Source organism: Bifidobacterium sp. CP2 (genome assembly GCF_018555635.1).
In the GTDB taxonomy this organism is placed as follows: domain Bacteria; phylum Actinomycetota; class Actinomycetes; order Actinomycetales; family Bifidobacteriaceae; genus Bifidobacterium; species Bifidobacterium saguinibicoloris.
Map to the genome: position 1 here is coordinate 172,527 of NZ_JAFEJX010000003.1, position 12,836 is coordinate 185,362.

At 63.3% G+C, this 12,836-nt stretch carries 8 protein-coding genes, 1 tRNA gene and 1 pseudogene; 1 reads left to right on the plus strand and 9 read right to left on the minus strand.

What is annotated here, in order from left to right; all coding sequences use genetic code 11:
- Positions 1–65 precede the first annotated feature (65 nt).
- Positions 66–773 carry an ABC transporter ATP-binding protein gene (locus tag JS531_RS03390; RefSeq protein ID WP_236034450.1) on the minus strand — a complete coding sequence of 236 codons (708 nt, stop codon included), beginning with the start codon at positions 771–773 and terminating at the stop codon, positions 66–68.
- 273 nt (positions 774–1,046) lie between these two features.
- On the opposite strand from JS531_RS03390, the gene JS531_RS03395 reads away from it, so the two are divergent.
- A tRNA-Arg gene (locus JS531_RS03395) sits at positions 1,047–1,120 on the plus strand.
- A gap of 161 nt (positions 1,121–1,281) precedes the next feature.
- Here the strand turns inward: JS531_RS03395 and JS531_RS03400 are convergent.
- The 8 genes and pseudogenes from JS531_RS03400 to JS531_RS03435 form a co-directional block, all read right to left on the minus strand.
- Complete coding sequence (locus tag JS531_RS03400; RefSeq protein WP_214312672.1) at positions 1,282–2,151, minus strand: SIS domain-containing protein; 870 nt, start codon at positions 2,149–2,151, stop codon at positions 1,282–1,284.
- 242 nt (positions 2,152–2,393) lie between these two features.
- Complete coding sequence (locus JS531_RS03405; RefSeq protein ID WP_214312674.1) at positions 2,394–4,967, minus strand: DUF4978 domain-containing protein; 2,574 nt, start codon at positions 4,965–4,967, stop codon at positions 2,394–2,396.
- Positions 4,968–5,035: 68 nt separating this feature from the next.
- Entirely contained in the window at positions 5,036–6,676 is a 1,641-nt protein-coding gene (locus JS531_RS03410; RefSeq protein WP_214312676.1) for a hypothetical protein, read from the minus strand.
- Between the two features lie 159 nt (positions 6,677–6,835).
- Positions 6,836–7,861 carry a LacI family DNA-binding transcriptional regulator gene (locus JS531_RS03415; RefSeq protein ID WP_214312678.1) on the minus strand — a complete coding sequence of 342 codons (1,026 nt, stop codon included), beginning with the start codon at positions 7,859–7,861 and terminating at the stop codon, positions 6,836–6,838.
- A 73-nt stretch (positions 7,862–7,934) separates the two neighbouring features.
- Complete coding sequence (locus JS531_RS03420; protein ID WP_214312687.1) at positions 7,935–8,771, minus strand: carbohydrate ABC transporter permease; 837 nt, start codon at positions 8,769–8,771, stop codon at positions 7,935–7,937.
- Positions 8,768–9,703, minus strand: a complete 936-nt coding sequence (locus tag JS531_RS03425; RefSeq protein ID WP_214312688.1) for a sugar ABC transporter permease — start codon at positions 9,701–9,703, stop codon at positions 8,768–8,770. The genes JS531_RS03420 and JS531_RS03425 overlap by 4 nt, the downstream gene beginning before the upstream one ends.
- A gap of 151 nt (positions 9,704–9,854) precedes the next feature.
- Positions 9,855–11,093 carry a sugar ABC transporter substrate-binding protein gene (locus JS531_RS03430; RefSeq protein WP_214312690.1) on the minus strand — a complete coding sequence of 413 codons (1,239 nt, stop codon included), beginning with the start codon at positions 11,091–11,093 and terminating at the stop codon, positions 9,855–9,857.
- Between the two features lie 325 nt (positions 11,094–11,418).
- A pseudogene (locus JS531_RS03435) lies at positions 11,419–12,616 on the minus strand (SLC13 family permease).
- Positions 12,617–12,836: the final 220 nt, after the last annotated feature.

The window sequence follows — 12,836 nt, forward strand, 5'->3', positions numbered from 1 at the left end:
GTCTCTTGCGTGTCTCTTGCGTGTCGCGTCTGCGGGCGGCGCGGCGTCCGTCGGGTCGTCGTCCGTCAGCGTCCCGTCATGCGGTCGTCGATGATGCGGCCGTCGAGCAGGGTGACGATCCGGTCCGCGTAGGCGGCCATGTTGTCGTCGTGCGTGACGAGGACGATGGTCTGGTCCAGGCTGCGGGCGAAGGAGACAATCATCTCCATCACGTCGACCTTGGTCTTTGAATCGAGGTTGCCGGTGGGTTCGTCGGCGAACACGACCTCCGGCTTGGCGACGAACGCGCGGGCGATGCCGACGCGCTGCTGCTGTCCGCCGGACATCTGCGTGGGATAGTGCGTGAGACGTCCTCCGAGCCCGACCCGTTTGAGGATGCCCCGCGCGGCCGCCTCGCGCCGTTCCTTGGGCACACCGCGGAACATGAGCGGCATGGCCACGTTCTCCACGGCGTTGAGGTTGGGCAGCAGGTTGTACGACTGGAACACGAAGCCGAGGTGCCGCTGGCGGAAGACCGCGAGCCCGCGCTCGTCGAGGCGGGAGATCATGGTGCCGCCGATGCGCACGCCGCCGCGCGTGGGCTTCTCCAGCCCCGCGAGCTGGTTGAGCAGCGTGGATTTGCCGGAGCCCGACGCTCCGTAGATACAGCAGATCTGGCCGCGCGGGATGGCGAGGTCGATGCGTTCGAGGGCCACGACAGTCTCGTCGGCGGCGGGGTATTCCTTGCGCAGGTTGCGCACCTCGATCATGGGGCGTTGCGTCTTCGCAGCCATCGACACTCCGTTCTCTCAAACCGCTCGGCGAACCATCGGTGTTCCGGACAAGCCACGGTGCGCGATGGCGCCTCGGGACGGACCGTCCTTCGTCCCAGTGTCCCATGCCGCCGTCCGTGCCGGCATCGGTCTCGGGGATGAATCAGGGACGGTTCGGGGAATGTTCGGGGAACGTTCGTAGGGAAGGCTGCCGGCGATGACGGCCCTGCGACGGCCCCTCCCCCGCGCGTCCGCGCGTGTTCTCCCCGGACGCCGTTACAATGGTTGCGGTCCGGCCCCGTAGCTCAGCTGGATAGAGCATGTGACTTCTAATCTCAGGGTCGCCGGTTCGAGCCCGGCCGGGGTCACCGGAAAACCCCTTGGAATTCCAACGATTCCAAGGGGTTTGATTTTTCCGTCACCCCCGTTTCGTCCCTGATGGGGACGTCGTTTTCACCGTGTTTCGCCGGGATTTCGCAGACGTTGGGGTGCACGGAAGGCACGAAGGGCACACATGGCGTCGCGGAGGTCAGCCGTGGTATTCGCGGTCGGCGATCATGCGCCCGGACTGGTCGAGGGCCGTGGAGAACCTGCCGTAGTCGGAGAGGATGACGCCCATGTACAGCATGTCGACGAGGGCCACGTTCGCCACGCGGGAGAAGATGGCGTTGCCGTAGATGGTGTGCGCGCCGGATCCGGTGAGCAGCGTCACGTCGGCAGATCCAGCGAGCGGGGATCCTACGTGGTTGGTCACGGCGATGGTGTGCGCGCCGGCGGATTTCGCCAGACGCAGCGCCTTGACGGTGTCGGCGGACGAGCCGGAATGGGAGAACGCGATGGCCACGTCCGTGTCCCGCAGGTGGCCGGCGCCGATCTGCTGCAGGTAGGCGTCCGTGTTGAGACGGCAGTCCAATCCCAGATACATGAGCTTCGTGAACAGGTCGGTGGCCGGCACGAGCGAATTCTCCACGCCGTAGATGTCGATGGCGTCCGCTTCGGCGAGCAGCGTGGTGGCCTTGCGGAACGCCTTGACATCAAGGGATCGCCGCAGCTCGTCGATGAGCGACGTGGCGCCGGCGGCGGCCTTGGCCGGCACGTCCTCCGGATCGTCCCATGGGTTGAGGTCGAAGCCTTCGAGCGGGTCGAACGTCACCTGATGCTCGGCCTCCGGATGGCGCAGCACGTAGCGCAGTTCGCGGTATCCGCCGAAGCCGAGCTTGCGGGAGAAGCGGATGACGGTGGGTTGGCTCACCTGGGCCTCGTCGGCGAGCTGGCCGACGGTGAGTTCGGCGGCTTCGTCGAGATGGTCGCGCACGTAGCGGGCTACCGCCCGTTCGGCGGGGCGGAGCGAAGGATAGATGTGGTCGATGCGTTCCCGAATTCCCACCGAAGACTGCACTGTTCCATCTCCCCGGAGTAGTTCCGCCCGCGCGCGGGCGTCTTGTTCGTTTGCCGCAATCGACACTAGCCGACGCGGGTGTGGCGGCGGATGACGCGGGTTGTCTTCAAGGTGAACCGTCCGTTAACTTTTGCGTCGCATTGCGATGCGGATGCATCCGCCATCATGGCTCGTCTCCGGCGGAACGCGACGGGGCCCGGCCATGGCCGGGCCCCACATCGGGATACCTTTTCAATCGTCTCCTATCCGCGGTCTCCGTACCTGCGCCCGACGATGGTCATGCCGATGCCGGCGAGCGCGGTGACGGTGGCGGCCACGGCGATCAGGGCGACGGCGGAACCCGTGTCGGACAGCCGCTTTCGACCGGTGGCGGCATCGATGGATTCGTCATCCCCGTCGTTTCCGTGTTCCGCCGGCCGGCTCGGTCGGTCCGTCTTGTCTTGGTCGTCGGGCGTGTTCGGCCGGTCCGGTTCGGAGGGGTCCGGATCGACCGGCCGCTCCTCCTTCGTCAACGCCCTCCATGCCGATTCCAGGGTCCGTTTTGTTTCGTCCACCGCTTTGCCGTCGGGCTCCGATTGCTGCAGCATCGTGCGGGCCGCGCTCAGCGCCTGTGCGAACGGCTGCCATGTCTCGGCGGTGTAGTCCGTCTCCTTCGGCCCGGAGGAGTCGATGTCCGCGACGAGTTCCGTCAGTGGCTGCAACGTGTTGGTCACGGTGATTTCGGTGATGTAGTACGCTCCCCAGGTGGTTGCCGCCTTGTTGATGCGTACGCGCATGGCGGTGACGTCACGTTGCATGGGCATCGTGACGGCGTGGTGTTCGGCCGTGCCGTCCGAGGTGCTCCATGTCACGTCGCCGGAGGAGGCGACTGGCGTCCATCCGTCCTTGCCGTTCGCTGAGACCTCGATGTCCCAATTGGTGGGGTTCTGGTCTTTGGCGTAGATGCCGGCCAGGTCGACGGTGTCGAAGGTCTGCGGCTTGTCCCACGTCAAGGTGACGTATTGCGGATAGGTGGGGTCATTCCGGCTTTTCGTGCCGCTCCATTCATCGCCGTCGTTGACGTTCGAGGCCGGATAGTCGGCGTTCACGCTGCTGTGTTCCGCGGTGGCGTCCAACGCCAGGTTGCTCAGTACGTCGCCGACCGGCATGGCGAGGCGCAACGCCTCCCCCGTCTTCAGTGTGATGGCGTAGGTGCCGTCGTCCTGCGCGGCGACGGCGCGTTGCTCGGCCGCCGTCCATTCGCCGTCGTCGCCGAATGCGCCGACGCTGGCGGCGTCGGGTCGTTGTTCGGTGGTGATGGTGACGGAGCCGGCGGTGTCGGAGGTCACGTACAGGTTCCGGCCATCGATGGCAGCGATGCCGACGGCGCCGTCGGTCGTGTGGAATCCGAGACGGTACCGGCCGATCGTCTTCATGGCCGAGTATTCGGTCTGCGGATCGTCTTGGTCGATGTTGAATCCGGTGCGGTCGGATGCCGTCGCGCCCGCCAGCACCTGTCCCATGGCGTTGAGACCCGGGTTATACCGCTGCAGTTCTTTGGCTTGTTCGGTCATGGTGGGGATTGTGCCGAGTTTCCAGTCGTAGTACATCTCCTGGGAGTGGATGTCGCTCTGGTCCAGGTTGGAGTACAGCGCGTGCGGACCGTTGAAGTGACCGCCGCCACCGTCGCAGAACCAGTTGTCGATCTCCCAGGTGCCGTATCCGCCGCCTGCGGCGAAGGCGGTGGTCTCCAATGAGGTCAGATTGGCGTAGTCGCCGGAGTTCTCGGCGATGTGGCCGAGTGTGGAGTTCCGTTTGCCGTCGGCGATGATCTCCTTCATGCGGCTGACGCTGGTGGAGTATGGATCGGGGCCGGCGAAGTCGATGTATGCGTAATCGTTGACGTTCACGGGATAGCCGGAGCCGGAGTAGTTCACGCGGGTGGCGATGCTGTAGTCCGATTCCTTGACGGCTTTGCCGAGATCGTTGATCCAGTTGATGTATTGGTCTTTGAAATGCGGGTTGTTGTTCGCCTCGTTCTCGAGCTGGATGGAGATGACGGTGCCGGCCGGATCGGTCTGCGCCAGGTGGGCGAAGATCGCCTCCATCGTCTTGATTTCGGCTTGCTTCATCGCTTCGGCCTTCGGACCGGTGGTGATGAGCGGATAGTCGACCTTGCCTTTGCCTCCGGCGATGTCGTAGTAGTCCCCGATGGGGTTGCCGTCCTCGTCCTGCACGTACCAGGACGGCGCGGTGTATTGGTAGCCGATGTCGACGGTTTTGTGTTCCTTGCCGTTCCATGCGCTGCTGTATGTGGGGATGCGCGAGCCGCTTTGGCATGCGGATCCGAACCATGCGAGGTCGATCTTCAGTCCGTATTTCCTCGCCCACTTCACGTAGGCGTCCAGCACGGTGAAGTCGTATACGCCGGGAGCCGTTTCGACATCTCTCCACAGCAGCGCCTGCGAGATGGTCGCGTAGTTGAGGTTCGCGGTCTTCTCGTACGCGTTCTCACTGAAGCCGAGATCGAGGTGTTCCGTAGGATAGCCGTCTCTGCTGGAGCCGGAGTCCTCCTTGAATTCCTCCTGATGTCCCATGCGTTCCCAGGTGCCCATGTTCTGAGTGAACGAGTACAGATAGGGGCGCCCGTTCACTTCGAGGTAGTATTCGCCGTTGCTTTTCCGTGCGACGCGGGAGACCACGCGCCGATTGTCCTGTGTGTGTCCGCCGTCTTCCGCGGCGACCGCACCGACCGGTGCGACCATGGCGGCTGCGGCGATGACGGCGATGACGGCATGCAGCGCCGTCCTCCATGGATGATGTGTCGTCTGTGACATGATGTTCCTTCTTGGGTGGTTGATTGTCGTGCCGGTGGATGATTTGGGGGACGATGCCCGTGGCATCGTCAGAGCGCTATTGCGATGTAAGGCGTCGGCGACTCATTGCGATACGTCTCGCCGTTGACGATCACGGTCAGCCCGATACCGTGGCCGTAACGGTCGCCGAAACGGTCGTAGTAGATGTCGGCCGTCGTGCCGCCGACCGGCAATCCCAGCAGGCGCCAGTACGGCATCGAGTGTCCTACGGCGAGCGGCCTCACGATGAGCGTGGAATGGGCGGCATCGCCCGTCTTCGGACCATCGGGCATGCCTTCGACACGTACACCGGCGAGACCGGAGATGACGAGGTCGGCGAACGTGGAGTGGTTGTAGTCCTTGCCGCGTTCGTAGCCTCCTTTGTCCTCACGCCATTTCCATGCTTCAAGCCGATCGCGGGAAATCCACGCTCCCGTGTCGGCGTCGAGGTCCTCGTCGATCCAGTCGACGACCCCGCCGTCCGGGGCCTGACGGCGATGGATGGCGGCGTAGCGGCGCATCTCACGCATGAAGTCATCGGAGGTGACGCCACCGCGACCGGAACGGATCTCGGCGATCATCGAATTGAGCGTCTGCGTGGTGGCGAACGGCCAGCAGGGACCGTTCCATTGGCATTCGTGCGGGGAATCGCAGTTCATGTAGCGAGGGTGGCACGCCTCGGCGGTGCGGATGCCTACGGCGCCGCCGAAATGGTCGGTATCGGCGAGGAACCGCCATGCGTCCTCATGACGTTCGTCGGCGAGATCGAACATCCATGGGATGTAGCCGATCTCCTCGCGTACGTTGCGTGAGGGATCCACGTCGGCGAAGTCCGTCGTGGCGAGGATGCCGTCCTTGTCGTCGAGCGGCAGCACTTTGAAGAACCGTCCGTCCTCGTCCCACAGCTCCTCGTGGATGAGCGCGGCCAACGAGGCCGCCTTCGCCTCGAATTCGTCGGCGAGCGCATCCTGACCATCCCAACGTGCGATCGTCGCGATGGCGCGGGCGTTGGCGGCCATGTAGCTGTTGAGCGTCGGGCGCAGCCCCGAACCGGAGATGGAATCCTCCATCGCGTCGCGGTCGTCGTACGACCAGAACAGGCCGTAGCGGGTCATGTTGCGTTCCTCGACCGTGTGATAGAAGCGCACGAATTCGTCGAGCAGCGATACGGCGAACGCACGATCGTCGCGGATCTCGGCGTAACGACGAACCGCGTCGACGACCCAGGACGAATAGGACAGCTCGTCGCCCGGCCCTGTGAACCAGAAACCCACATAGTCGCGGACGAGTCCCGGACCATTCCTGAGCCAGCGCGCCTCGGCAATATGGTGACCGCTGGCGCAGTTGATGGAGTTGTATGCGCCCGCCCAGTACACGTCGGGAAGGAACTCGGTGATGATACGTCCCTCCGGCGTGGATGCCAGATGCTTGCGGAACGTCCACCAGCGGAACCAGTAGACGCGTTCGATGAGCGCGTCGGAGCATTCGAAGAACGGCACCTCATGCTTCATCCAGTCGGCGGCCGCCTCGTTGGGGATGTCCTGGACGTACAGCTCCTCGTCGTTGCGGTTGAAGTCGGAGACGTAATGGTCGATGATGTCGTCCGGTTCGCGCAACGGCGTCGGTGCGGGAGGCTCCTCGACCGGACGGCACACGCCGTCCTGATGGGAGGTCCGATATACGTCGTTCATGGAATCGTCCTTTCAGTCGTAGGACCACACCCGATGACCACAACGACCGCAACGTTACGAATCATCATCGGGCATACGTGGGCGTTCCGCGCGCGGAAGAACCGCGGCGGATCGATATGAAATCAATGAGAATGCGACGGGAGGCGCGAGCGAACCGACTCAGGCCGATTCGCCGCGAACCAAATGGAATCCGACGGTCTCGCGCCTCACCGGCGAGGAGACGTCGCCGCCCATACGGTCGACGAGCATCGTCACCGCCGATTTGGCCATGCCGTCGAAGTCTACGGCGATGGTGGACAGCAGCGGCGAGGTGTACGAGGCGGGACTGACACCATCGAATCCGAACACGGCCTTGTCGCGTGGCACCTGGATGCCCATGCTGGCGAATCCACGCATCAGTCCGAAGGCGAGGAGGTCGTTCATGCAGAACAGCACGTCGTATCCGAGGTCGTTCTGGGCGATCATGGCGGCGGCCTTGAGCCCTCCGTCGACGGTCCATTCGCAGGGCACGATGTCGGTTTCGACGCCGAGGCCCACACCCGTCATGGCCTTTTTCGCCAGTTCGATACCGGTGTTGCGCCCTTCCGCGCTGAACTGGCCGGCGGACAGACGCTGTCCACCGACGATCGCCGCATGCTCGTAGCCGCGCTGCTTCAGATAGGTGAACGCCGCCTTGAACGCCGGTTCCAGCGGCAATGCGACGTTGTCATACAACGGATGAGGGGAGTAATCCTCGAACAGCACGGCGGGATGGTTGCCGATGAGCGAACGCAGTTCGCTTTCCGGCACGTTGTGCAGGTTGAGGATCAGCCCGTCGCACATCGGCGAGTTGACTCGCTTGAGGAAGTCGCGTTCGACCGCGACCGAGGCGTTGGTCTGCTGGACGATGGTCTGCAGCCCGTGCCTGGCCGCCTCTTTGGAGATGGCCCAGGCGAGATCGGCGAAGTACGGGTTCTCGAGGTCGGGCACGACGAAGGCGATGACGTCGCTCTTGCCCTGCTTGAGGAAGCGGGCGGAGGCGTTGGCGCTGTACTTGACCACGGCGGCGGCCTTCAGCACCTTCTCACGTGTGGCCGGCTTGACGCCGTCACCGCCGCGAAGCGCCGCCGACGCGGTGGTGACCGAGACCCCGGCCTCGCGGGCCACATCCTTGAGCGTCGCCACCATGCCACCTTTCATGTTCATCGTCGTCTCCCGTCATTGTAGCAACCGAAACGTTGCGGAGGGGCTGGCCGACAGATCGCGCCCCATCCGCGAATCACCCCTTGACCGCACCGGCGACCAGACCGGAGACGATCCAACGTTGGCAGAACAGGAAGAACACCACCACCGGTGTGAGCGCGATGCAGGTGATCGCCATGAACAGCGGCCAGTTGGTCGAGTAGCCGTTGACCGCGTTGTACACCTGCAGCACCACGGTGCGCTTCTCCTGCGTGGAGATGAATACGCTGGGCCTCAGGAAGTCGTTCCACACGGCCAGCGTCTGGAAGACGATCACCGTGGCGAGAATCGGCCGGATGAGCGGCAGGACGATCTGCCAGTAGATGCGCCAGGGGCTGGCGCCATCCACACGTGCCGCCTCGAACAGTTCGAAGGGCAGTTTCCGCATGTATCCGACGATGAGGTAGTAGCAGAACGCCGAATCCGCGGCGTACAGGGCGATCAGTCCGGGAAGGCTGTCAACGATGCCGACGGCGCCCTCCATCTTGTACAGCGGCAGCAGCGTGGACTGCACGGGGATGCAGAAGGCGAGCGTCAGGACGGCCCCCATGCCGACGGTGAGCCAGTTCCTCTTGAGCACCATGGCGTAGGCGGCGAGCGAACCGATGGCGACCTGAAGGATCACGGCGAACACGGTGACGACGATCGTGTTGAGGAACGCCGTCCAGATGCTGCCGTCCGCGATGGCCTGTCCGTAGTTGGCGAACATCCACTTCTCCGGCAGAGCAAAGGGATGCCTGGTCATGTCCACGCTCGTCTTGAACGAGCTGATGATGACGTAGTAGAGCGGAAGCGCGCAGACGACCGCCAGAACGAGCACCACGATCGACCGCACGATCCTGCGCGACAGGCTGTTGGCACGTGCGTTTGTCATTCGAATCTCCTTTGCACGCTGTTGGCGACGACCTGCTGCACGCTGACCAGCAACAGGCAGGCGATGGTGAAGGTGACGGCGAGCGCCGAGCCCACGCCGTACTGCGACTGTCCGGTGCCGCGCAGCAGGATGGCCTGAGTGATGGTCATCGTGGCGTTGCGGGGACCGCCGGCGGTGAGGGTGTACGGGAGGTCGTACACCTTGAGGTTGCCGGTCATGATGAGGAAGGTGGACACCACCACGGCCGGCACCAGCTGGGGCAGCGTCACGTGGAGGAACTGCTGGCGAGAGTTCGCACCGTCGATGAGCGACTGCTCGTAGAGATCGGCGGGAATCGCCTGCATGTAGGCCAGATACAGGGTGGCGTGCCAGCCGACGCCCATCCACACGCCGACGAAGATCACCGCGAACTGGGCCCAATGGTCATCGGACGTCCACGGAATCGGAGGGATGGTGAACAGGTCGAGGATCTGGTTGAGGATGCCGGACTTCATCGGGGAGAAGATCTGGCGCCAGATGAGGCCGAGGATGGCCTGGGCGGGGATGCCGAGGAAGAAGAACAGCGAACAGGCGAAGGACCGTCCGAAGAACTTCTTGTTGAGGGTGACCGCCAACGGCAACGCCAGCACGGTGATGAGCACCGTGGTGGAGACGGCGAACAGGAGTGTGAATCCAAGACTGTGCAGGAGCTCGGGTTCGGAGAAGATCGTGGCGTAGTTCCTGAGTCCGACCATGCCGTAGTCGTCCGAGAATCCGTTGTAGTCGGTCAGCGAATAGTAAATGGACGACAGCAGCGGGACCAACGTCAGGACGACGAACACGACCATGATCGGCAGCAGGAAGACGAAGGTGGCCCAGTTCTCCGGGCCGATGCGCCTCCTGCCGGCAACCGCGCCGGAGGACGGCGTGTTGCGGGTTCGCGAAACGTTCATGGGAGGATGGCTTTCTTGCGGTGATTGTTGTGTTGCGATGATCGGGTTGACGGTGCGGCCTTCCGGCAGATCGGGGCGGTCGGCGGGACGGGTACCGGCCCCGTCCGCCGTCCGCCCCGCGCGGAACGGCCACGCGGATCGTCGAATCAGATCACTTGACCGAATCCCACTTGGAGTCGAGGTTCTTCGCGGCGTCGGCCGGTGTGGTCTTCCCACCCTGGATGCCCTGCTGCTGGGAGATGACTTCGGCGCTCATCGCGGTCGAGCCCTTTTCGAACGACACCCAGTGGAACTTGCCCTTGAAGAAGTAGTCGTCGTACAGGAGCTTGAGCTGCTCGTCGATCTGGGAATCGTAGTTGCTGGACACGGATGCGGAGCCGTAGGCGGTGGTGAAGAGCTTCAACCCCTCCTTGGAGTTCATGAAGGAGAGGAATTTCTCGGCCTGGGCCTTCTTCTTGGTCTTGGCGCTGATGGCGAACGCCGGATCGGCGCCGCCGTCGATGTAGGGCTCGGAGCCCGGGTACGCGGGGAACGGCGAGAAGCCGTAGTTCACGCCGGCGGCCTTGATGTCGGCGACGTCCCAACCGCCGGTACGGTACATCGCCGCTTCGCCGTTGATGAAGGACTGCTTGACCTGGTCGGCGTTGAGGCCGGTGGCCTCCTCGGGCAGGGCGCCGGACTTGATGAATCCGTCGTTCCATGCCTCGAACGCCTTGGTCCACTCCTTGGCGAAGGTGCTCTTGCCGGCGTAGATCCGCTTGTCGCCGTCCTCTCCGGCCTTCGCGTAGTAGCTGCCGAGCAGACCGATCAGCGATCCGGACATCTCCTGGCCGTTCTCGAGGAACGGGGTGATGCCCTTGTCCTTGAGCTTCTTGGCGAGCGCGGCGAAGTCGTCGAGGTTGTCGGGCACGGAATCGTAGCCGACCTCCTTGAGCAGGTCCTTGTTGTAGACGACGCCGGCCAGCCATCCGGAGATCGGCATGCCGTAGATCTTGCCGTCCTTGGTGTAGTCGGCCAGATACGTCTCGTCGATGCCCTTGAGGTAGTCGGCGTCGGTGATGTCCGCGGCCGCGCCGTTGCTCATGAGATCGGCGCGGTTGTTGCCGTTGAGGTTGAAGACGTCGGGGGCCTGGTTGCCGGCGATGCGCGTCTGCAGGGTGGAGTTGTAGTCGGAGTCGCCCTGACTGTATGAGATCTGGACCTTGATGTCCGGGTTGGCCTTCTCGAAGGCGGCGACTACCGGGTCCATCGTGTTCTTGTTGTAGTAGGAATACACCGTCAGGGTGTCGCCCGATGCGGACGACGAGCCCGAACCGCACGCCGCCATCGGGACGATCATCGCCATGGCGCCGACCGCCGCCGCGACCATCCTGGTAATACGTGACCGCATTGTCTTTCTCCTTGCTGGTTATGGATGTTCTCGCTCCATCGTTGGGCGATGACTTCACTTTAGCACCATTTTCCGTAACGTTACGGTTTTTCTCCGGCAAGCGCGGCGACTCATGGAGAAAACGCTGATTTTTCAACGGTTTGCAATACTTCACAACAGATATATATCAGCGTGTCGCAACGTTACGTTTTTTGCTTTCACCATAACGTTACGACATACAACAAGAGGATGTCGGCAGCAAACGGCGAGAAAGGCTCGCGGACGCGGCGGCACTCCGCCCGTCACACGACGACGGAAACGGAATCCGATGCGCCCGGCCCGGCCGTCACGGCTCGATGATCCAGGAAAGGCCCACGAGCACGATGAGGAAGAGGATGTTGACGGCGGAGTAGACGGCCAGATAGCGGCCCTTGCGGTCCGGGTACTTGCGCACCACGTTCTTGTAGCCGATGAGCGAGGCCATCGAGGCGATGAGCGTGCCCATGCCGCCGAGGTTCGTGCCGATGATGAGCGGACGCCACTGCTCGGTGAATCCGGACAGAAGGATGGTGGTGGGCACGTTGCTGATGAACTGGCTGGAGCCTACGGACACCTCGAGCGGGTGCGCGTCCACGAGGGATGCGGCCAGCTCGTAGAATTCGGGCACACGCTTCATGTTTCCGATGAAGATGAAGAACATGGTGAACGTGAGCGGCAGACCCCAGTCGACGTTCCGGAAGACCCTGCGGTCGCAGATGAGGAACGCGGCGAACACCACCACGCACATGGCCCACAGGGGCACGAAGTCACTCACCGCGAGCAGGCAGACCACGAACAGCAGCGTATAGACGACGGTGCGCCATCCGCCGTAGCCGGCGCCGTAGCCGGTGATGCGGATCTCGTCGGGCTGATGCTTGCCGCGCTCCGGCGCGAGCACCCCCTGCTCGATGCCGGTGCCATCCAGCTCGTTGAACTCGGAGACCGGCCGCCCTCCGAACACCACGCAGGTGACGATCACGAGCATGATGGCCGCCGTGGCGGAATACGGCGCCATGATGCCGATCATCTCCATGGCCGGCATGCCGGTGAGGGCCTTGAGGTACAAGGTTGTGCGCGTTGCCAATCGGCGTGAGCATGCTGCCCACGTTCGCCCCGACCGTCATGAGCGTGCCGACGAGCACCGCATGCTCCTCCATGTCCGCCATGACGAGCACGGAGATGGCGAACGGGATGAACGTGACGAGCGCCACGTCGTTGGTGATGAGCATGGCGGAGAAGAACGTGAGCGAGATGAGCGTGAGCACGAGCCCGCGCTGCGTGTTCACGTGTCTGAGCAGCCGCGAGCCGATGATGCGGAACACGCCGATGCGCTGGAAGCCGCACACCACGAGCATGAGGCATACCAGCTGGCTGATGGTGCTCATGTGGACGTAGCCCTTGTAGTCCGCGTCCGGCGGCACGATGAAGCACGAGATGAGGGCCAATACCGTGGCGACGATGAGATTGGTTTCGCTCTTAAGCAGCCCGACGAGCCAACGTCGCATCGGTTCCTCCGTGAATGTTCCGGCATGGTGCGCCACTCATTCTAATGGAACGCCCGCCCCAACTACGTTCCCACGGCGTGCTGTTTTCCGACCTTTTCCGTCGAAAAACCGGGATGACGACTACTGCCGATTAGGATTCATCGCCGACTTTTCATTGTTGCGACATATGAACGAAAGGGAAACGTACGGCAAATTCCAAACATGCCCCTTCCGCATGCAC